General features: G+C 44.4%; 18 protein-coding genes. 12 read left to right on the top strand and 6 right to left on the bottom strand.

Translation table 11 applies throughout. The annotated features are described in order from the left end of the window. Positions 1-226: hypothetical protein (locus LKD42_RS10530; RefSeq protein ID WP_248835664.1), on the top strand; the 226-nt coding region annotated here is incomplete at its 5' end. 66 nt (positions 227-292) lie between these two features. On the opposite strand, the gene pdxT is transcribed toward LKD42_RS10530, so the two are convergent. Beyond that, complete coding sequence (pdxT, locus tag LKD42_RS10525; protein WP_173897345.1) at positions 293-862, bottom strand: pyridoxal 5'-phosphate synthase glutaminase subunit PdxT; 570 nt, start codon at positions 860-862, stop codon at positions 293-295. Next, a complete protein-coding gene (pdxS, locus tag LKD42_RS10520; protein ID WP_022118464.1) occupies positions 862-1743 on the bottom strand; it encodes a pyridoxal 5'-phosphate synthase lyase subunit PdxS in 882 nt (293 codons plus the stop codon). The genes pdxT and pdxS overlap by 1 nt, the downstream gene beginning before the upstream one ends. A 130-nt stretch (positions 1744-1873) precedes the next feature. On the opposite strand from pdxS, the gene pdxR reads away from it, so the two are divergent. The 10 genes from pdxR (at position 1874) to LKD42_RS10470 (ending at position 10673) form a co-directional block, all read left to right on the top strand. Continuing rightward, positions 1874-3271, top strand: a complete 1398-nt coding sequence (pdxR, locus tag LKD42_RS10515; RefSeq protein ID WP_248835663.1) for a MocR-like pyridoxine biosynthesis transcription factor PdxR — start codon at positions 1874-1876, stop codon at positions 3269-3271. Between the two features lie 185 nt (positions 3272-3456). After that, on the top strand, positions 3457-4377 hold the full coding sequence (locus tag LKD42_RS10510) for a recombinase family protein (protein WP_248835662.1): 921 nt from the start codon (positions 3457-3459) through the stop codon (positions 4375-4377). Positions 4378-4468: 91 nt separating this feature from the next. Then, the gene (locus LKD42_RS10505) at positions 4469-4789 is read left to right on the top strand and encodes a PadR family transcriptional regulator (protein ID WP_022118460.1); all 321 of its coding nucleotides are present in this window, start codon (positions 4469-4471) and stop codon (positions 4787-4789) included. Next, the gene (locus tag LKD42_RS10500) at positions 4786-5409 is read left to right on the top strand and encodes a DUF1700 domain-containing protein (RefSeq protein WP_248835661.1); all 624 of its coding nucleotides are present in this window, start codon (positions 4786-4788) and stop codon (positions 5407-5409) included. Before LKD42_RS10505 ends, LKD42_RS10500 begins: the two co-directional genes overlap by 4 nt. Continuing rightward, a complete protein-coding gene (locus LKD42_RS10495) occupies positions 5402-6295 on the top strand; it encodes a DUF4097 family beta strand repeat-containing protein (protein ID WP_248835660.1) in 894 nt (297 codons plus the stop codon). Before LKD42_RS10500 ends, LKD42_RS10495 begins: the two co-directional genes overlap by 8 nt. A gap of 57 nt (positions 6296-6352) precedes the next feature. Beyond that, positions 6353-7225, top strand: coding sequence for a S8 family serine peptidase (locus tag LKD42_RS10490; protein WP_248835659.1), 873 nt, complete (start codon positions 6353-6355; stop codon positions 7223-7225). A gap of 505 nt (positions 7226-7730) precedes the next feature. Next, on the top strand, positions 7731-8093 hold the full coding sequence (locus LKD42_RS10485; protein WP_022118455.1) for a GntR family transcriptional regulator: 363 nt from the start codon (positions 7731-7733) through the stop codon (positions 8091-8093). Between the two features lies 1 nt (position 8094). Then, on the top strand, positions 8095-8811 hold the full coding sequence (locus LKD42_RS10480) for an ABC transporter ATP-binding protein (protein ID WP_173897378.1): 717 nt from the start codon (positions 8095-8097) through the stop codon (positions 8809-8811). After that, positions 8805-9545 (top strand): hypothetical protein, encoded by a 741-nt coding sequence (locus tag LKD42_RS10475; RefSeq protein ID WP_022118453.1) that lies wholly within the window; start codon positions 8805-8807, stop codon positions 9543-9545. Before LKD42_RS10480 ends, LKD42_RS10475 begins: the two co-directional genes overlap by 7 nt. A gap of 102 nt (positions 9546-9647) precedes the next feature. Continuing rightward, entirely contained in the window at positions 9648-10673 is a 1026-nt protein-coding gene (locus LKD42_RS10470) for a threonine aldolase family protein (RefSeq protein WP_147631872.1), read from the top strand. A 164-nt stretch (positions 10674-10837) separates the two neighbouring features. Here LKD42_RS10470 and LKD42_RS10465 read toward each other — a convergent pair whose 3' ends face one another. The 4 genes from LKD42_RS10465 to LKD42_RS10450 form a co-directional block, all read right to left on the bottom strand. Beyond that, a complete protein-coding gene (locus LKD42_RS10465; RefSeq protein WP_248835658.1) occupies positions 10838-11860 on the bottom strand; it encodes a LacI family DNA-binding transcriptional regulator in 1023 nt (340 codons plus the stop codon). A gap of 169 nt (positions 11861-12029) precedes the next feature. Beyond that, positions 12030-12785, bottom strand: coding sequence for a response regulator transcription factor (locus LKD42_RS10460; protein WP_248835657.1), 756 nt, complete (start codon positions 12783-12785; stop codon positions 12030-12032). Then, complete coding sequence (locus tag LKD42_RS10455) at positions 12782-14509, bottom strand: cache domain-containing sensor histidine kinase (protein ID WP_248835656.1); 1728 nt, start codon at positions 14507-14509, stop codon at positions 12782-12784. Before LKD42_RS10455 ends, LKD42_RS10460 begins: the two co-directional genes overlap by 4 nt. Beyond that, positions 14506-16185, bottom strand: a complete 1680-nt coding sequence (locus LKD42_RS10450; RefSeq protein WP_248835655.1) for an extracellular solute-binding protein — start codon at positions 16183-16185, stop codon at positions 14506-14508. Before LKD42_RS10450 ends, LKD42_RS10455 begins: the two co-directional genes overlap by 4 nt. A gap of 212 nt (positions 16186-16397) precedes the next feature. Here LKD42_RS10450 and LKD42_RS10445 point away from each other — a divergent pair, with 212 nt between their 5' ends. After that, a complete protein-coding gene (locus LKD42_RS10445; protein WP_248835654.1) occupies positions 16398-22835 on the top strand; it encodes an Ig-like domain-containing protein in 6438 nt (2145 codons plus the stop codon). Positions 22836-22869 lie beyond the last annotated feature (34 nt).

The following is a 22869-nucleotide window of genomic DNA, read 5'->3' as shown; positions in this document are numbered from 1 at the left end:
AAACAAAAAAGACAGAGGCACAGTGACGGAAATTTACTACCGTTACAGTGTCTCTGTTTTTTCGTGTTTTGTAATTTGGCCTGAAAGGACTGTTCCGCTTAAGCGACCCCCGGCAAGCCAGGAGCTTTTAGCAATGTGCAAAATGAACAATTCCAGAGAAGGTACTCGAACATGGCCGGTACTTAGCAACCGTATTTTGGTTGCTTACGTACCGCTGCCAATGTGAGGTAGCGAGAGCGTGCCTTCGGGGAATTCGTTCATTTGCACATTTATACAAACCTCCGTAAATTTTTTATTTGTCTCGAACCATCGCTGCAAACTTCTCATGAATCCTGGTATCGTTATCCAGTTCCGGGTGAAATGCAAATGCCATTTGATTTTTATACTGCACACCGACAATTTTCCCATCGACCGTGGCAAGGACTTCCACGCCATCTCCTGTCTCTGCGACATATGGTGCACGGATGAAGGTCATCGGGACTTCTCCAACGCCTTTTAATTCAGCGACGGTGCGGAAGCTTCCAAGCTGTCTGCCATAGGCATTGCGGCGGACGCACATCGGGATTGTTCCAAAGTGACATCCTTCCTGGCCTTCCACCTCTGAGGCAAGCAAAATCAGCCCGGCACAGGTTGCAAGGACCGGCATGCCGTTTTCTATCTGTTCTTTTATCGTATCAAACATGCCCAGCTCTTTTAAAAGCTTTCCCTGGACGGTGCTCTCACCGCCGGGAAGAATGATGCCGTCATAAGGTGTTTCCAGGTCTTTTGCCTGGCGAAGCTCGATACAGTCGACACCGAGACGTTTCAATACATTTTCATGTTCTGCGAAAGCACCCTGTAGTGCTAAAACTGCAACAGTCATTATTTTCCTCTTTCTGCCATCAGTAAGGCGATTTCCTGTTCATTGATGCCGACCATAGCTTCCCCGAGGTCTTCGGAAAGTTTGGCGATCAGTTTTGCATCAGTATAATTAGTAACTGCTTTTACGATCGCAGCAGCTCTTTTTTCCGGATTTCCGGATTTGAAGATACCGGAACCTACAAAGACACCTTCTGCACCGAGCTGCATCATCAGGGCTGCATCAGCAGGAGTAGCGACACCGCCGGCTGCGAAGTTTACAACCGGAAGTCTGCCGTTGTCATGTACATAGGCAACCAGTTCATAAGGAACCTGCAGTGTTTTTGCAGCTTCAAACAGTTCATCTTCACGCATACTGGTCAGCTTTGCGATTTCACTGTTCATTTTTCTCATGTGGCGTACGGCCTGCACGATATCCCCGGTTCCCGGTTCCCCTTTGGTACGGATCATGGAAGCACCTTCGTTGATACGTCTTAAAGCTTCTCCGAGGTCTTTTGCACCACAGACAAACGGAACACGGAAGTTGCGTTTGTTGATATGATAAACATCATCGGCAGGGGAGAGTACTTCACTCTCATCAATGTAGTCGATTTCGATCGCTTCGAGAACCTGAGCCTCCACGAAATGTCCGATACGGCATTTTGCCATAACCGGGATAGAAACAGCATTCTGGATGCCCTGGATCATTTTCGGGTCGCTCATACGGGAGACGCCGCCTGCGGCACGGATATCAGCCGGGATACGCTCCAGAGCCATGACTGCACATGCACCTGCAGCTTCAGCGATCTTTGCCTGTTCTGGTGTGGTGACATCCATAATAACGCCGCCTTTTAACATCTGTGCCAGTTCTTTGTTCAATTTATATCTTTCATTTGTTGTATTCATGTTTAAACCTCCTGCTTTGTTTTTTGCAATCTTTACTTTTTACTGGTTTCGAATTATAATGGAAAAGTGACTATTATAAAATTGCCAAAATAGATATATTCAGTAAGGTCAGATTGGAGAAAATAATCAGATGCTGACATACAGTTTTGCAAATACAGGGTCAGATTCGATGTATGAATATTTATATAAATGCATTCGAAACGACATAACACAGGGGAAGATCAAGGCAGGGGAGAAGCTGCCGTCAAAGCGTACTTTTGCAAAAAATCTGGGCATAAGCGTGATCACAGTGGAAAATGCCTATGGACAATTATTAGCAGAAGGTTATATTTATTCCATGCCAAAGCGGGGATTTTATGTCTCAGATTTGAGCAGTGCGACCATGGAAAAGAAGAAGGTCAGAAAGGAACAGCTGACGCTGACAGGGGGAGCGACTTCTTATTTTGCAGATTTTTCCAGCAATCAGACGGACAGCGAGATCTTTCCGTTTACCATCTGGTCAAAGACGGTGCGGGAAGTTTTAAATGACAATCAGAAGCAGCTGATGATCAATCCGCCCTGCGGGGGGATCCTGGAGCTGCGACAGGCGATTGCCCGGTATTTAAAGGAGTTCCGTGCCATGCAGGTCGAGCCGGAACAGATCATCATCGGAGCGGGGACAGAATATCTGCATGGACTTCTGATACAGCTTCTTGGAAATCACCGGATCTATGGAGTAGAGAATCCGGGCTATCATAAGATTGCCAGAATTTATGAGAATATGAAGGTAGAGTATGCAAAAATCTCGCTGGATAAAGAGGGTATTTCTGTTCGGGAACTGGAAGAAAAAAGAGTGGATGTCATTCACACATCACCGTCGCATCATTTCCCAACCGGGATCGTGATGCCGGTCAGCAGGCGTTACGAGCTGCTTGGCTGGGCGGCCAAATCGCCGGATCACTATATCATTGAAGATGATTATGACAGCGAACTGCGGCTGACCGGGAAGCCATTTCCGACGCTGCAGAGCATCGATGTATCCGATCGTGTTATCTATATGAATACATTTACGAAAACGCTGGCATCGACCGTGCGTATCAGCTATATGGTGCTGCCACCGACGCTGACGGAGATCTTCTATCAGAAACTTTCGTTCTATTCCTGTACTGTTTCCAATTTTGAACAGTATACATTGGCAAAATTTATGGAAAACGGCAGTTTTGAAAAGCACATCAACCGGCTCAGGAACTACTATCAGACAAAGAGAGATGCGATTCTGCAAGTATTTCAGAAAGAGCCGCTTGGAAAATATGTCACCATCCGGGAAGAAGGGGCGGGTGTGCATTTTCTGATGCAAATCCATACAGAAAAAAGTGAGGGAGAAATCGTAACGGAAGCCAAAGGAAAAGGCATCAAACTGGCACCGTTGTCCCATTATTTTGACGGAAAAGAAGAAGGAAATTTCGAAAATATGTACGTGATCAATTATTCTTCGGTCGATTTGACCAATATCGAAAAAGCAGCACAGATACTTTATCGTTTACTGTAATATTCAAGTCGAACGCACGTGAGACTTGGTGCGTGATTCTGGTCAGCGAAAGCTGACATATTCTTCTCAGAATCACTGCACATTCTACACTTCGTTCCGATACAAATGTATGGCATCTTTTCAGTGCGGTATCGCATATTTATAGCAGAGACAGCGTTTTTCGGAGGTCGAAGGATATGTACCGCATGGCAGGATATTGTCGTCTGTCCAAAGAAGACGGAGAAAACAGAATAAGTGAAAGTATTGAAAATCAGATGCGTCTGATTTCAGAATATGTGGATAAAGCCGGGGATATGAAGCTCGTCAGGATGTATATTGACGACGGATATTCCGGGCTTTATTTTTCGAACCGCCCACAGTTTCAGCAGATGATGGCGGATATTTACAAAGGAGAGATTCAGGGAGTGATCACAAAAGATATTTCAAGACTTGGGCGTGAGCATATTGAAACAGGGAATTATATTGAGCGTGTGTTTCCGTCACTTGGCATCCGTTATGTTGCGATTTTAGATGGTGTGGATTCGCTCTGTCACAGCAATGAAGAGCTGGCTCAGTTTAAGGCACTGCTAAATGATATGTACAGCAGAGATATTTCAAAGAAGATACGGGGAACTTTCCAGGTACAGAAAAAGCAGGGGAAATATATGTCCGGTTTTGCACCTTATGGCTATCGAAAAGACCCGGCTGACCGTCATCGCTTTCTGATTGATGAGGCAGCAGCGGAAACAGTGCGTAACATCTATACTCTTTATCTGGAAGGCGTTTCCGTACAAAAGATAGCAGAACGGTTGAACAGACAGCAGATTTTGCCGCCGACCGAGTATAAAAGAAAAATCCAGAAATTAAGTTATGTAAACCGTCAGGGAAAAAATCAGGTGCAGAAATGGAATACACCAACGATTTATAACATTTTGAAAAATCAGGTATATACAGGGGCGATGATTCAGCACAAGACAGAGAAAATATCCTATAAAATCGAAAAATACAGAAACATTCCGATGGAAGAACGTTATGTGGTGGAAGGAATGCACGAGGCAATCATTTCAAAAGAATTATTTGCAATGGCACAGGAAAAACGGCAGAGATTTAAAAACAGAAATTCCTGAAAAACAGTTATTGACAAATGGTAAAAGTATGGTAACATATATATAAAATAATTATATATAAAAATTTTATATATACAAAAGGGGTGAGTATATGTACTATTATCCGGTGTCAGCTGTTCTGACGGAATGTCTGATCCTTTCGGTCGTGGAACAGCAGGATTCCTACGGTTATGAGATCAGCCAGACGGTGAAGCTGGTTGCGGCGATCAAGGAATCGACGCTGTATCCTATTTTGAGAAAGCTGGAGACGGGCGGATATCTGACTACTTATTCCGAGGAGTTCCAGGGGCGGAAACGAAAGTATTATTCCATCACGGAAGAGGGACGCAGGCAGCTGGCATATCTGAGGAAAGAATGGCGGGAATATCGCAATACTGTAGATGATATTGTGGAAGGGAGAGTGAAAAAATGACGAGACAAGAATATATGGAAGAGCTGAAGAAATATCTGAAGCGGCTTCCGCAAGAAGATTTTGACAATGCCATAGAGTACTTTTCGGAATATTTTGAAGAGGCAGGTCCTGAGAAGGAACAACAGGTTATGAGAGAACTTGGTGAACCAAAAGAGGCAGCAAGAGAGCTGTTTCTCAATCTTTTGCAGGAGAGCGTAGAAAAGGATCAGGATATTGTGGAAGAGAAAGCACCGGTCTTAAAAGGAAAGAGACGTTCTCCGGGCAAGATCATTCTTCTTGTATTCCTGGTTCTATGTGCATCACCGGTCAGCCTGGCACTTCTGGCATTTGTTTTTGCAGTGCTGTGTGCGGTGATCCTCACTGTTGCGGCAGTGATTTTTTCGATTGGTATTACCGGCATTGCGGCGATAGCCGGAGGTATTGTGACCATCGGGGTTGGGCTCTCTTTGATCCTGAAATCTGCTGCAGCAGCCTGTATGATGGTCGGAGGTGGATTCCTGATGACGGGAATTGGAATCCTCGCAGGTCTTTTGACTGTATATATCTGCAAATGGTGTGCAAATGGGATTGGACGTCTGGTCAACAGACTTGTAAGAAAGAAGGTGCATAAGAATGAATAAGACTGCAAAAACAGCAATGATAACAGCTCTAACGCTCTGTGTGGTGGGGATGGTTCTTTCAACAGCAGGATATTTTGCAGGTGGAAAGGATTTCAACGATAGTTCCGGACATGTATATATATCCAGTGGAACAGATTCTGCAAGGAAAAATCTTGAGGTTATGGAAAAGCAGCAGATAAATGCTTTTACAAAACTGAATGTAGATTTTCAAAATTTTGACCTGGATATCAGAAAATCAGGTGATGACTGCTATTACATGGAATATCGAATGGAAAAAGGCGGTAATGAAAATCCACTGACATGGGAAAACAAAGATGGTGAGCTTACGCTTCAGGAAACTTCCGGCGGAAAAGGAAGTTATTATATAAGTTATGATCTTGGAAATCTGCTGCATCATACCGAGACGCAGAAACAGGAAGAAATCAATACAGTGATTCTCTATGTACCGCAGGATGCACGGTTTTCCGAAGCCAGGATTCAGCTTGCCGATGGAGATCTGACTGCAGAACAGTTCTCATGCAAAAATATGACAGCAAACTTTTTGGATGGAGATATGATACTGGATCAGGGAAAATTTGCAGATGGAGTCATTACACTTGCCGATGGCGATCTGAAGACAAATCACAGCAGCTTCAGCGGTAATCTGGAAATAAACAATTCAGACGGAGATGTTTTCATACAAATGGAAAACGGCAATGCAGCAAAGATGAATATTCACCTGAAAACCACAGATGGAGATGTGATCACAGACAATCTGCCGCAGGGCAAATCGGAACGCAAAGAAGACAGCTCTCTTTACGAAAACAATGTCGATGGCGCCACATCAACGCTGAATGTAATATGCAGGGACGGAGATATTACTTTGATCGAATCTGCAAAACAATAAAAGTTATCTCTATATGGCTCACATGACGGGACTTCACTTCTGGAAACATACATCGACATGATTTCCGGTATGTGGAAGAATGTGATCTGTGTGGGCACCGGAAATGAAGGGAACACAGGTGGGCATATTTCCGGAAAGCTTGGTCAGCAGGAAGAGAGAATCCTGGAATTCGGGATTTCGCAGCAGGAGCCGGTGATGAACATTCAGCTCTGGAAGGCCTATTTCGATCAGTTTCAGATTATATTGATTCATCCGGATGGTGAAAGCTTCGGACCGCTTCAGGAGCGTCTTGGAGTGCAGAGAATCCTGGCCGGGAATACAGAGATTCTGATCTATTACGGAGAGCCGAAGCCCTACACTACCGCTCAGGAGATTTATTTTGATTTTATCCCAAAAGGTTCTTATGTCGATGACGGCGTCTGGAAGATCCGTCTGATTCCGCAGAAGATCGTGGAAGGAAATTATCATCTGTGGATGCCGTCTGCCGCTCTTTTAAATCCATTGACGCACTTTTTTTCGCCAACGGTTGACACGACTCTGACCATTCCTTCAACGGCAAGGAATGTGGTTGCAGTCGGAGCTTACAATGCACGCCTTATGACATATGCTCCGTTTTCCGGCCGTGGTTACACAAGAGGAAACACACAGGTAAAGCCGGATATCGTGGCACCTGGCGTAGATATCGTGACAACCGCTGTGGGAGGTTCCTACACAGGTGTGACCGGAACCTCTTTTGCCACGCCGTTTGTGACAGGGTCAGCGGCGATCATGATGCAGTATGGCATCGTACAAGGAAATGATCCGTTTCTTTATGGAGAGAAGATCCGGGCATATCTGCAAAGAGGTGCACAGAGATTAACAGCACTTGTGGGATATCCGAATGAGATTGTGGGGTATGGGGCACTGTGCGTAGCGGAGAGTATTTTATGATATCGTTATCAGTCTGAAAGAGGAAACGCTCGTAAGGATTTGTTGAAGCTATGGGATGGGTTGGAGATGTTTGGAGTATGGAACAGGTGGAAGAAGCAAAAGAACATCATACTCTTGTTTACATCACAAGAATGTGCTAGAATAAACCAGAATTATAGAAGATATGCGAAACAGAAACTGCTTCAGTATTTTTACCGGTACTGCTTATACAGCACGCATCCTGGAATGTGGCATTGTTCCGGGATACGGAGATTGCAGCCAATTTCCTGATTCTTGGATTTTCAGGTAAGTTAAAAACAGAATTACAGTAAATGATCAAAAGAAAAGATGGCATGAAAAATATGCTGTCTTTTCTTTTTTTAGGATAGCAGGGGCAAAAGCCTGAAACCAAATTGTGGGAGTAAGAAACAATTTGCATGTTATCTTTTCGTTTTCATATTGACAAAACCAGAAAACTAGTGTACTATATAGCTATGACAGTGATACAAGAAAGAAGGAAGAGCTTATGGAATACAATTCATCGCTGCCAATCTATCTGCAGGTAGCTAATTTGATCAAACGTGATATTGTCACAGGGAAACGGGAACTTGGGGAAAAGCTTCCCTCCGTACGGGAACTGGCGGTGTCTTACACCATCAATCCGAATACGGTCAGCCGTGTATACAAAGAGCTTGAGACGGAAGGTGTCTGTTTTACCAGACGTGGCATGGGAACTTTTGTGACAGAAGATTCAGAGAAGGTGAAAAATATGAAAGAAGAGATGGCGGGGACGCTGATCCATGAATTTTTAGAAGGAATGCAGCAGCTTGGATTTACCAAAACGGATGTGATCCGGATTCTGAAAAAAAAGGAAGAAAGTGGTGAATGATATGGAAAATGTACTGGAAAGTATTGGAGTAACCAAAAACTATGCCGGTAAGGCAGCGGTTGACAATGTATCGTTAAAACTGGAGACAGGGCTTGTCTATGCGATGCTCGGGCCGAACGGAAGCGGCAAGACTACCTGGATGAAGATGGTGGCAGGTCTTGTCAAACCTGGAAAAGGGGAGATTTTATATAAAGGCAAAGCCATCGGAAAAGAGAGCAAGAAAGAGATTGCCTATATGTCCACGGAGCCATATTTTTATAGCTGGATGACGGTTGCAGATGTCGGCAGATATTATCAGGACTTTTTTGAGGATTTTTCAATGGAAAAATATCATCAGATGCTCAAAAGAATGGAGCTGACAGAAGAGCTGAAAACCAAAAAACTTTCCACCGGTATGATGGCAAAGTTAAAGATCGCAGTCACAATGGCAAGAAATGCAAAACTGTATCTGCTGGATGAGCCATTAAACGGCATTGATCTTCTGGCAAGGGATGAAATCATGAAAAGTATTCTGGAAGTCATTGATCCGGATGTCACACTTGTGATCTCCAGCCATCTGGTAGATGAACTGGAGCGAGTGGCAGATGCGGCCATCTTTATGAAAGAAGGAAAAATGGTCAGACAGTGCATGGTTGAGGAACTGAGAAGCAGCGAAAAGAAATCCGTTGTTGATCTGTATCGTGAAATTTACGGACATGGGGGAGAGGAACTATGTTAAAATTAATGAAGTATGAATTTCGGAAGAGTGCATCTTCCAAGCTTATTCTGCTGGTGCTTACAGCAGTTTTTGAACTGGCATTTCTGGGGGGCGTATTTTTTAAAGGATATAATCTGATGGGGACAGGTATGATGTTCCTGATCTTGTGTGCATTTTTCGGTGTGTTTTACATTGGACTGGAAGGTATCATGACACTGTATCGGGATCTGAACAGCAAACAAAGTTATATGCTGTTTCTGACACCAAAGAGCAGTTATGAGATTTTAGGTGCCAAAATCCTGGAAAATGGCATTTCAATCCTTATGGCAGGAGCATTTTTTATCGTACTTGCCGTGTTTGACCTGACTGTGGCAACGCTCTGTATCGGCGGGGCAAAAGAACTCATGGATAGCATAAGACAGATTATGGATATAAGACTGAACATCAAGATAGTATCAGATGCAGTGATTCTGTCCGTCTTTGCATCTCTGGTCAGCTGGATCAGTATTGTTGTAATCGCCGATATGGCAGTGATTCTTTCGGCGAGCGTGCTTGCAGGCAAAAAGGGAAGCGGGATCGCGGCATTTGCACTGTTTCTGATCCTTTCCTGGCTGTTCAGTCAGATGCTGAACCTGGTGCCTGCATTTGACAATATGAACCTGACCATGATTCTGGAAATCGCAGTATCTCTGGTACTGAGTGTGATTTTCTACTTTATCAGCGGATGGATCATGGAAAAGAAACTGAGCGTCTGAAACAGAAAAATGATAGGTTGACCTTTATCTCCTGGCATCGTAGAATAGTGACAGAGCAAAAAGCTTTCTATTGATATTGAGAATCTGACAGGAGAAAAAGATATGTTATCATTTGAAAATGATTATTCTGAAGGAGCACATGAAAAGATCCTTCAGAGATTTATGGAAACAAATCTGGAGAAAGTATCCGGATACGGATCTGATCCATACTGTGAAAGTGCAAAACAGAAAATCCGGGAGGCGTGCGAATGTCCACAGGCAGATGTTTATTTCCTGACGGGCGGTACGCAGACAAATGCCGTTGTGATCAGCTCCATGCTGGAATCTTATGAGGGCGTGGTCGCAGCACAGACCGGCCATGTAGCCTGCCATGAGGCGGGAGCCATTGAGTACAGCGGCCATAAAGTGATCACAGTTCCGCAGTACAAAGGCAAAATAAAAGCAGAAGATCTGAAGAACTGCCTGAAAACATTCTGGGATGATGAAAGCCACGAACATATGGCATTTCCGGGGATGGTTTATATTTCCCATCCTACGGAGTACGGTACTTTGTATACAAAGGCGGAGCTGGAAGAGATCAGCAGCGTATGCCGCAGTTATAATATCCCACTGTTTCTCGACGGAGCAAGACTGGGCTATGGTCTGATGAGTGAAGAAACCGATGTAACCCTTCCGATGATTGCAAAATACTGCGATGTTTTCTATATCGGCGGGACAAAAGTCGGAGCACTGTGTGGAGAGGCCGTCGTATTTTCGGGCAACAGAACACCGAAACATTTCCTGACGCTGATCAAACAGCGGGGAGCACTGCTTGCAAAAGGCAGATTGCTTGGAATCCAGTTTGACACACTGTTCACAGATAACCTGTACTTTGAAATCAGCAGACATGCGATAGCAATGGCAGATTATTTAAAGAAAGGGCTGGCAGAAAAAGGCTGCCGTTTCTATCTGGATTCACCGACCAATCAGCAGTTTGTCATTCTCGAAAACCGGAAAATGACAGAACTAAAAAAAGAAGTAAAGTTCAGTTTCTGGGAAAAATACGATGAAAACCACACCGTAGTACGCTTTGCGACAAGCTGGGCAACGAAAAAAGAAGAGATCGATCAGCTGCTGGATCTGTTCTGAGATTTTAGCAGCACACAAAGGCAGGGTAAGCGATTACCCTGCTTTTTCACAACTCTTTCACAAAATCGGCTGTTTTCTTTCAGCTTGTTTTAAACTTTACGGGATATACTTCTCTTAAATCAAAGAGAAAAGGAAGTGCATGCCAAGTCTCACGTGCGTTCTATCTATATCTCACCCGGTATATCCACGACACTGTCTCTGACAGCCAGTGTCGGCGGCAGTACGATCTTATAAGGCAGATGCTGCGGATCATCCAGGCGGTCAAGCAGCATTTTCACTGCCATTTCTCCCATGACTTCCAGATGTGCGGTGACACTGGTCAGCGGTGGCTCGGTCAGGATAGACAGCGGTGTGTCATTGAAACTGATGACAGATACATCCTCCGGAATGCGAAGTCCGACTTCACGCAGGTTGCTGACAGCGGTGATCGCAGATTCCTCATTATAGGCAAGGAGAGCTGTCGGGATATGATCTTTTTGTTCCAGCCATTTGCGGATCTGAGCAGAACCGTCTTTGGCAGAAAGGCCGGTATCAATGATCAGATGCTCGTCGTAAAGACCGGCATTTTTCATATAATCAATAAAATACTGACGTCTTGCCTCCAGGGCAGGGCGTTTTTTCTGGTCTAATTTATAGGCAGGACCAAGAAAACCGATCTTGCGGTGACCTTTGTACAGCAGATAATCCAGTGCCTGTTCTACGCCGAGACGGAAATTCAGGACAACCGAGTCAAAGCGGCGTTCATCCGGGGAAGAATCCACAAATACAATGTTCGGGCTGATATCCAGCAGCTGTGCAATCTGCTGGTCTGAAAAAATGCCGATCGCCAGGATACCGTCAAGCGGGGTCTTTTCCAGTGTCTGATATTTGCCGGACTGCTCAAAAAGATAAGATACATTACAGTCATGCTCCATACAGTTGCGTACCACATAATTCTTCAGATAAAGATAGTACGGATCAGCCAGCTGCTCTTTTAAGGACATCATCTCAACGATGGCGATATGGACGAGGCGGTTTTTATGGGAACGTCTTGTTTTCGGAAGCGTGTAGTGAAGTTCATCTGCCGCTTCAAGAATTGAGACTCTGGTGTTGTCGGTTACGTTCAAAGTCGGATCATTGTTCAGTACACGGGAAATCGTGGTCACTGAGAATCCGGTGTGTTTTGCTAAATCTCGGATAGTTGCCATGCTATTTTCTCCAATACATTTTTTATTTGCACATAACTGCCGAAAAACGGACCAAAATCGCACATCAGGCCTTACGTGTGTCTGGCTTGAATGTTACAGTTATGTTCACTCATTTGTTTACTTTAATACTTTGATTATAAACACACTTTTTTACTTTAGCAAGAAAAATTTAAAGAGACTTCCGGTATTTGCTTGGAGATATTCCCTGCGTTTTTTTGAAAACTTTTGTAAAATAAAAGTAATCGTGGTAGCCGACTGCGTTTGCGATCTCCTCAATGGAGCGGCTGTCATCTTTTAACAGCTCTTTGGCTTTCTGCATACGTCTTGCCGTGATATATTCTGAAAAAGACAGTCCCAGTTCTTTTTTGATCAGGGTGCTTAAGCGGCTGGAGCTGATATTGTACATTTCTGCCAGGGAAGTTAAAGAGAGTTCTTCCGTATCGTGTTCCTGGATATAAGCCAGAATTTTTTTGAACAGAGAGGTTCCGACAGTCGAAAGGTCTGTGATCGTTGCATTTTGCATCGTGTCTTCAGAAGTTTCAGAAGCGGCAGGCTCAAGTTCATTTCGAAGGCGTGACAGGGTTTTGTTCAGAGTTTCCTGCTGGATCGGTTTCAGAAGATAATCAAAAGCACCGCACAGCATTGCCTGTCGTGCATACTCAAATTCGGCATAGCCGGAGATCAGCACGACTTTGGTGGGGATCTGATGTTCTGAAAGATAGGACATGACTTCCAGACCGGAAAGTCCCGGCATCCGGATATCGGTAAACAGGACATCCGGTTTTAAAGCTTTGATATCTTCAAGCGTAGTCACGCCGTTATGTGCTTCTCCAATCACTTCAAAAGGAAGAGCGGACTTCTGGATCAGTTTTTTCAGACCAATGGTGATCCAGGCTTCATCATCTGCAATATAGACACTTATCATAAAATACTCCCTTCTGGTTCTGTCATCATTTTTTGTGGAATCATAATGGTAATGCAGGTTCCTTTGCCGGAGATACTTTTTATGTCAAAAGAAAACTGCTTATCATAATGAAGTTTCAGTCGTTGATAAATATTAAAGACGCCGATTTTGGTTGTATTTTTTTCGGTTTCCAAAGAGGCGGTGATCTGTTTTAAATGCTCCGGTTCGATGCCGCATCCGTCATCTTCAACCACAAAGCAGAGTTTCTGGTCATCGGAACTGAAGACACGTACCCACACGGTACCGTTTTCAATCTTTTGTTCAAGCCCGTGAAAGACGGCATTTTCCACGAGCGGCTGGAGTAGAAGCTTCAGTACGCTGCAGTTCAGTATGGAATTTTCTGCCTCGATTTCAATGCAGATCTTGCCCATAAAACGATAATTTACGATCTTTGCATATTCACGGATATGATCCAGCTCATTTTCTACGGTAACCATATCAGTTCCCTTGACGGCAAAGCGGAAGACATTGGAGAGAGCCATCGTAAGTTCTGCGATGTCATCAACATCGTAGAACAGAGCCATATCCCGGATACATTCAAACGTATTATAGAGAAAGTGCGGATTGATCTGGCTTCGATAGGCAAGGATCTCTGCCTGCTTTTTGGAAAGTTCCGTTTCATAGGCAAGATATTTTACCTGTTCGATCTCCAGCTGCATTTTTTGCTTTTCATCAAGCATCTGATTCAGGCTTTTTGCAACCGTGCCGATCTCATCCGGTCGGTCGAGGGAAAGCCGGGAGTCTGGATTCTGATTGATCTTACGGATAAAAGCAGAAATTCCGGTGATCGGTTTTATGATGCTGTAATTGCAGTACAGAAGCAGAAAGAGCAAAAGACACAGGGAAATGCAATAAACCAGGATTTGTGTTTCTTTCAGGTTCTGGTCCGGTTTCCGAAGATCTGATTCCGGAAGGAAACCGGCAATTTTCCAGTCATTGCAGGAAAGTGTCTGAGTGAAAAAATATTTTTCGGAAGTGCTGTGCAGAATCTCGGATGCCAGCGTGCTTCCGCAGGACTCCACGGAACCGGCAGAAGCAAGAATGCAGTCCGAGGAGTCCAGAAGAAAAACAACGGCATCTTCCGTTGACTGCACATTTTGAAGTGTATCATCAAAACTTTCCGGTTCCAGGACAAAAACGCAGGTACCAAGCAGCTTCTGGTACTGGATATTGTTCAGATCATAAACAGGGAAGATCAGCTCATAGTAAGGGCGTTTTTCGTTTGATTTCAGATGCGATGCCCGGATATCCATCACGGCATCGGTGTTCAGTACGGAAGTATCGATCGAAAAATTTTTCCCCATGGAAGCAATCTGCTTTGCATCTGCATTGTAGAGATAAACGCTTAAAATGCGGTCATTCAGCAGGATTGTGTTGGAAAAAACCGAGGCAAGCTCCTGTGTATCCGGAAGCCGGTTCAGAGAATTTACCGAAAAATACTGCTGCACGGTCGGAGAATAGCAGAATGCAGTTGTGATATTGTAAAGCGAGTCCCAGGATGCTTCGATACGTGTGGCAGTCTGGGCTGTCAGCCGTTCATTCAGGGCGAGCGTGTTTTTACGCACAGATCTTGCATAGTCTGCTGACATAAAAAGATAGGCAGATGAAAGCACAGCAAGAATCACGGCAGCGATCCCGGCCAGCTTAAAGATCAGGTGTCTGCGGTAAGTCTGTAAGAAGTTCATGGTTTTGTTTCTCCGTTTGGTTTTGAGGTGTCTTGCATTTGTGGGTTGACTTTCTCTATTTTTTTACCGTAATAGGAAAAATTCTCCTGCATTTGCCGGTTGATCTTCTGATCCAGTTTTTCAGCTCCAAGTTCTTTTTGTGTGGTTACAAAAAGCTGATACTGTTTTTCAAACTCGGTATCCGAAGAAGCAGAGAGGATTTTCGGAATCTGCTCTTTGCGGTAAGCTTCCAGCGTGCTTTCAATCTGACCTTCTTCACTGTCCGGGGAAATGTAATTATCCGGCAGACGAAGAAGGGCAGAATCATAAACATAAGTGTCTGGATATCTGGCAAAAGCAGTCTGGATCTGATTTAAACAGTCGTCCATGCTTCCTTTTGCAGGTACCGGGATCAGGCTGTGATCCCAGGCAACATTGTAAAAATTCCAGAACAGTCCGAGCATATCATTGGAATCATGAAAGCGCTGTTGTCCTCTGGCAGTCCGGTGGATATAACCATCCGAGTCGAAAGTATAATCTTTGTTTTCCACGCCGTAGTTGCTGTAGAGCAATCCTTCGTCAGAAGTCATATAATCCAAAAAGCGGGCGACAAGTTCCGGGTTTTTGCAGCTTTTGGATACAAAAGTCTGCATCCAGCCGGTCGGTACACTCAGGTCGATGCTCATCACCGGACGTTTTCCAGAGTCAGAGAGGATCGGACCTGCGGAAACCCACCTGGTGGCATCCACACCTGTATTGGAAGTGTTTCCGATATAGCAGAAAACACGGTCATCTGCTATCAGATCGCGCATCTGGAGATTATCAAGTGTCAGATCTTCACTGAAAGCATAACCTTTGCGGAAGGCTGTGTTCAGAAAGGCAAAAGCCTCTTTGCATTCCGGCTGAAGGAAGCGTTCAGTATAATTTCCGTTATCGTCAATGACTTCAGCACCGAAGGAACCGATCAGGCAGGAAATCGAAGAGTCCAGATATTGATTGCCTTCCAGCAGCAATGGGATGGTGGACTGTCCGTCGTCAGCAGTCAGCTTTCTGACTTTTTCAAAAGCTTTTAAGACCTGAGAGGCAGTCTGTATATCCGAAACGGTCAGGTTTGCACGTGCCAGAAGTTTGCGGTTAAACATAATGCCATGATTGTAACTGTGGGTGAAAAGATCTCCATAATAAGAGGTCTTTTCTTTCCAGGTTTTGCGGGCATCATCGGTATTCAGGTGTGAAAGATAAGCATACCAGTCTCCGTACTGTCGGATATATTCCAGTTTCCTGTCTTTCGGGAAATCTTTCAGCAAATGGGAATCCGGGCAGTAAGTTTCAAAAAAATCCTGCAAAGCCCAGACCTTTCCGGAACGGATCAGCTGATTGATCACATTCTTGTCCGTAGCGACGATCAGGTCAGGGAGTTCATCTTTTAAGATCATCAGACTCAGCTTTTTGGATGCGTCCTGCGGCGGAATCGCAAAATCCAGGTATGCTCCGGTTTTCTTTGAGATACCGGCACTGATGCTTCCTTCTTCAAAACTCCAGACAGGAGGATTCCAGAAAGAGACATCTGAAAAAAGAGTAAGCTCTGTATAATTGTTTTCAGCAGAATCCATGTTTTCCTGCGTGGTAGCTGTGCAGCCAGTCAGGAAAAGACAGAAAAATAAAAAGAGGAGAAGCAGTTTTTTTGTACGTTTCATACATACAACCTCCAAAAAATTTTTGATCCAACATTATTAGTATAACACAGGAAAAAAGCGAAAGAAATGGAAAACGGTAAAAAAAGTACCAAAAAACAAAAAATAGTACATATGATTTTGGTGAAAAATTTTGTATATTACCAGTAAGCAAAGTGTATAAATTCACTAAACACGTTGCGGATACTGTGAAAAGCAGCAAAAAGGAGGAAAAAATGAACGAAAAAAGAAAAGGTGCGAGACGATGGACGGCGTTAGCCTTGAGTGTTGCCATGGTTTTTGGTGGAATCGGGATTCTTCCGGCTCCGGTGAAAGCAGAAGCGGCAGATGTCGCAGCAGCCGTTCAGAAAACAGGAGAGAAAACAGAACGCAGTGAGCGTAAAATGAAATTTGGAGATGACTGGAAATTTAAACTGGTCAATAAGTACAACATTAACGATACTTCCGTTCAGGCGGACGGTGTGGACTACGATGATTCGAGCTGGGACACGGTGGATCTGCCGCATGACTGGGCAATCTATGGTACTTATGAGAACAGCAATGGTGTCAGAGCAGCACAGGGTTCTCTGGCAGGCGGTGTCGGTTGGTACCGCAAGAGCTTCACACTTTCCGATGATTTTAAAGACAAGACCGTTTCGATTGAATTCGACGGTGTGCAGATGATCAGCCAGGTATGGGTGAACGGACATACCGAGGACAACTGGAAGCAGTACCTTGGCTACAACACCTTTACTTATGATATCAGCAAATATCTGAAATACGATGGCAGCGAGAACGTAATTGCAGTCAAAGTACAGAGCAGCAACAGCAGTGCAAGATGGTATGCAGGAGCCGGTATCTACCGTAATGTATATCTGATCTCCACTGAGAAACTGAATGTTCCGGTGAACGGCGTGCAGATCACCACTCCGTTTGAAAAGCTGGAAGCAGAAGGCGGAAAATATGAAGAAATTAAAAATGCCGCAAAAGCAGGTGTTGACATCAATACCGATGTTGCAAATGATTCTGATACCGCTGCAAAAGCAGTCTCTGTAAAGTCAACGGTTTATGATAAGGCAGGTGATATAGTATCTGCACAGACCGATGATATCGAGATACCGGCGGGAGCGACAAAAACGATCCGCCAGAGTGTGGAGGTATCAAACCCGAAACTGTGGTCCGTGGATTCTCCGAACCTGTACTGGGTAAGAACGGAGATTATCCAGAATGGCAAAGTTGTGGACAGCACCGACAGCCGTTTTGGTATCCGTTATATTGCTACGGATCCGAACAGTGGATTTTATTTAAATGGTGTGCATACAAAACTGAATGGTGTCTGTGAACATTCTGACCTTGGATCGCTTGGTATGGAGACGTATCAGGCAGCTGTTGACAGAAGAATCCGTACACTGAAAAAATACGGTGTCAATGCGATACGTACTTCCCATAACCCGGTGTCACCGGAGTTTATCGAGGCGTGTGACCGTCTTGGAATGCTGGTATTTGAAGAAGCATTTGATCAGTGGCTGTATTCGAAAAACAGTGATGATTATCATAACTACTTTAATAAAGCAGCAGATGGAAAGACGGTCGTTTTTGATAAAGCCGGAAATGACAATACCAACAATGACACTTCTTATATAGAAGTAAAACGTGATGATCTGCAGTCCAATGCAGAACGTGATATCAAAGCGATGGTAGAGCGTGACAAGAACGCACCTTGTATTTTTGCATGGAGTACCGGTAACGAAATTTACGATGCACGTTACAAACATGGTGAAAACACACTGGATATGCTGACCGGATGGATCAAAGAGATCGACACGACAAGACCGGTCGCAGCATGCCCGCCAACCTGGGACAATTACTGGGCAAATAATGCACAGCAGGAAAAGCATCTGGCAAAAGCAGAAATGTCCGGATTTAACTATGCAACCGGACAGTATGACGGTGCCCACTCCAGATATCCGAATATGGTTATTTTTGGATCTGAGACAGTATCCGCTTATTATTACCGTGGTGTTTACTTCCTGGAAGGAGAAGGAAGCAGCGACAGATGTAATGAATATCCGACTTACTGGACATTTTCATCGGCAACCGCTTCTCTGGAAGCACACAGAGACAAAACATACACAGCCGGTGAGTTCGTATGGACCGGACATGACTACTTAGGTGAGCCGACACCAAGAAGCTGGCCATCCAAGAGTTCCTATTTTGGTATGATCGACACTGCGGGTTTTGCAAAAGATGTTGTCTATATGTACAAGAGTATGTGGACGGATACACCGACCGTACATCTTCTGCCGCAAAAATGGAATTTCAAAGCAGGACAGAAAGTGCCGGTATACATTTACACAAATGCAAAGAGTGTGGAACTGTTCTTAAACGGAAAATCACTTGGTATCAAAAATTATGACAAACAGACTGCTTCTCCGGTATATATCTACTGGACAAAAGGAACCAGCGGATTGGATTACGAAGCAGGCGAACTCAAAGCAGTCGGCTATGATCAGCCGGACGGAAAAGGAAACGTGATCGCAACCGATGTGGTAAATACATCAGGTGATGCAGCACAGGTAGAACTTTCCGCAGACAGAACGTACATCAAAAACGATGGCGATGATATGGTATTTGTAGAAGCTACGATTGAGGACAATACAGGAATCATGGTTCCAGGAGCAGACAACCGTATCACTTTCGACGTAGAAGGCGGCGAAATCGTATCTGTGGACAACGGTGATCCACGTGACCATGATCCATACAAAAACACAGACAACCGCAAAGCGTTCAGCGGAAAAGCACTGCTGATCGTAAAAGCAGAAGAAGGAAGCACCGATGACATTGTGATCACAGCGACAGCTGAGAGTGACAAAGGTATCCTGAAATCCAATACCATTACGGTAGGTTCTAAAAACGAACTTCCGGGTGACGGAACGGATGCACCGAAGCTTCTGGACGCATCCGTAGTGATGGGCAAAGGCATTTCTGCAGATTCTGTTCTGCCGAAAACCGTAAAAGTACAGTACAGCAACGGTGTGATTGATGAGCATCAGGTAACCGGATGGAACCTGGATAACCTGAATGCAAACCAGGCAGGTATTTACAAAGTAACCGGAACGGCAGAAGGCATGGAAGGCACGTTTGAATGTACTGTAACAGTCAAAGATATCAAATCCGCAACGGTAGACAATGTAACAACACTGGTAAATGTAGAACCGTCCCTGCCGCAGTTTGCAGCGATCGAGTATGCAGACGGCACAAAAGGTTCTGCCCCGGTAACCTGGGATGAAGTTCCGGCAGAAAATTATGCAAAAGCAGGAAAATTTGAAGTGACCGGAAAGATCGGACCGGAAGTTACTGTAAAAACAGAAGTAAGCGTAAAAGAGATCAAGTCTGTCGAGGAAGTACATGCCTCTACCGTAATCGGAACACTTCCGGTTCTGCCGGCAGGTGTGGAAGTAACCTTTACCGACGAAAGCAAAGAAATTGTAGGTACAGACTGGCAGATCAAGGCATCAGATGTGGCAGCAGCAGGAATTTTAAAAGTAAAGAGCAAGATCCTTGGTTCTGATATGGAAGCTGTTGCGAATGTCGATGTGAAATATGCGGTGGCAACAGGTGATCTGGAATACACATCAACAGGAACAGTAAGCAAAGACAAGACCGTAAACGGTGCAGGTTTGAGCGTACGTATCGATCAGGGCGGAAAGCCGACCGAATATGCAGCAGGTTTAAGTATGCTTGGCGGATCAGAAGCCGTTTATAATGTAGAAGGAAAAGGATATGAAGCATTCCGTGCTTATGTCAGCCTGAGTTTTGATAACGGACAGGATGCAGAAGGAGCCGTTTCTTTCGAAGTTTATGTCGATGATGAAAAGACAGCAAGATACCGTTCCGGTGTCATGACACATGCCACCAAGAACCTGGCACTTGATGTGGATATCAAAGGTGCAAAGATCGTAAAACTGGTGACAAAAACGGAAGATTCCAGTGTAGATAACAGCAAGAATATCGGTAACTGGTGTGACACGAAATTTGTTTCTTCCAATGTGGCGGTCAAGAGTGCAAAACTGAAAGAAAAAGATTTCTACTATGCAGAAAAAGGGGCACAGCCGTCCCTGCCGCAGACAGCAGAAGTACAGGTAGATGATACCCATACCGGAGCATTCCGTATTGCATGGTCCGAGATGGATACATCAAAAGCAGATGTAGTCGATGTAGAAGGAACAGTTCTTGGGATCGCTGATCCGGAAAATCATAAGGTGAAAGCAAAGGTAATCGTTGATTTTAACAATGTAGTTAAAGTGCCGGCACTGATGAATAAGATTGGTGAATGGGAAGTAAAAGAAGCCTTTGACTATGTTGAGACAACGGGAACAAAGACCAATATCAAAGATATTGAAGATATCACAGCCAAATCGTCCGTTATTTATAAATGGACAAACAATATGCTGATCGAGAATTGCCATAACTATGGTTTTGATTACGGGGTATATCCGGGAACAAACAGTGCAAATCCGGAATATCTGATCGTGCGTGCACCGGCGATCAAAGGTTTTGTTCTTCGAGGAACCGGCTCAACAGATGGAAATGCAAATAAAAACTTTACTTTCTATACTTCGGCAGACGGAGAAAACTGGAAAGAATTCAAAGATTACACAAAAACAACCGATACTTCCGTAAGCGGAAGCTGGCCGAGCAGACTTTATACAGCAACACAGATGCCGGATGACACAAACTATATCAAGATTGCATATCCGACCGGAAATACATGGCAGTTCAATATGAACAAACTGCAGCTGACCGGTGGCGAAGTAATTCCTGAAGGCAAAGCAGTTGTCAGTCTGGATGCAAACGGCGGAAGCCTTCCGGAAGGAACAAGTACAAAACGTACGCTGAACAAAGGCGACCAAGCAGGAGAACTGCCGACACCGACCAGAAACAGACACAACTTTAAGGGCTGGTTTACACAGCCGGAAGGTGGAGAAAAAGTAACAGAAGAAACGGTGGTTTCAGATTCTATAATCCTCTATGCACAGTGGGAAAAATCAACCAAAGCAGAAGACGTACCTGTTTACTTTGTGGACTGTGGTGCAAATGCTTTCTCAGCAGAAGGAAAAGCATATAGAAAGGATTACACAGATACGCTGAAAAACACAGTACCAGATCAGGCATACAGTGAAACAAGCGGATGGGGATTCACAAATCCGGCATCCGAAGTAGAAGCAAACGGAAGTGGGGATGCCTATACGACGATCCGCAACTTTAAAGCAGGAAACAATCAGAAGACCATGACCTACAAATTTGCACTGGATGCAGGAACGTATGAAGTGGTAACTGGATTCTATGATCCATGGGCACAGTGGGCAGGCGATGACCGTCATACAAAGATTACTGTGGCAGATAAAGCAGGAACCGAACTGGCTGTACACGAAGACCACAAGATCAGCGGCAGCAAAGACAGTGTGACACTGGAAAATATCACACTTTCAGAAGCAGGCAATGTGACTGTGAACTTAAGTCCGCTGAAAAAAGTGGACAGCAACATCGACAGCTGTGATGTGCTGGTAAGCTTTATCGTGATCGTGAAAAAAGCAGCAGAGCAGCCGGATATTCCGAAGACAGATACAAAAGCAGGACTGAAGGCAGCCATTGACCTGGCAAAAACGCTGAAAGCAGATGACTATACAGCAGCATCTTACAAAGCACTTTCTGATACGATCGCAAGTGCGGAGAAAGTATATGCAGAAACAGAACCAAGTGCAGAAGCAGTCCAGACACAGATCAATGCTCTGGCAGAAGCAGTCAGAAATCTGAAATCTGCAGCAGCAGACACGAAAAAAGACCTGACACAGCAGATGAAAGAAAAAGATGCAGAATTAGCAGCAAAAGATACCGAACTGAAAACAGCACAGAAGAATGCGTCAGATCTGGATGATCAGCTTAAAAAAGCAGAAAAAGATCTGGCGGATCTGAAAAACGGAAGCGAAGCAGAAAAAGCAGAACTTCAGAAACAGATCAACAGCTTAAAAGAACAGCTCAATGAAGCAAACGCAAAAGTTACGGTTCTGAAAGCAGAAAAAGAGAGACTGACAGAAGAAAAAACATCCCTGCAGACAGAACTGAAAAAAGCTCAGGAAGATGCAGCGAAGAAGAAGGCAGAGGAAGCAGAAGCACTGAAAAAAGCTCAGGAAGAAGAGCAGAAAGCCAAAGAAGAACTGCAGAAACTGAAAGATGCCATGACACTGAAAATAGGTGATACCATTACTGTAAAGGGCGTAACATATCGCGTGACCAATGCAGAAGCAAAGACAGCGGAAGCTTATGGCGTGGTAAACAAAAGCCAGAAACACATCGAAGTAGCCGCAACGGTTAAGATCAAAGGAAATACCTGCAAAGTAACGGCAATCGCAGATCAGGCATTTGCCGGAATGAAAAAAGCAACAAAAGCAGTGATCGGCAAGAATGTGAGCAAGATCGGCAAAAAAGCATTCAACGGCGATGGAAAACTTAAGAGCATCACAGTAAAAAGCAGGAAACTGAAAACGGTCGGTAAACTGGCACTGAAAGGCATCAACAAAAAAGCAGTGATCCGTATACCGAAGTCAAAGAAAAAAGCTTACAGGAAACTTTTCAAAGGCAAAGGACAGAAAAAGAGTGTCATTGTAAAGTAGTAAGTTCATAAATCCAAAACGCATATCACCTTAA

It is taken from the genome of Hominisplanchenecus faecis (assembly GCF_020687205.1).
GTDB classification, from domain to species: domain Bacteria; phylum Bacillota; class Clostridia; order Lachnospirales; family Lachnospiraceae; genus Hominisplanchenecus; species Hominisplanchenecus faecis.
This window is presented reverse-complemented; position numbering and strand designations above follow the sequence as displayed.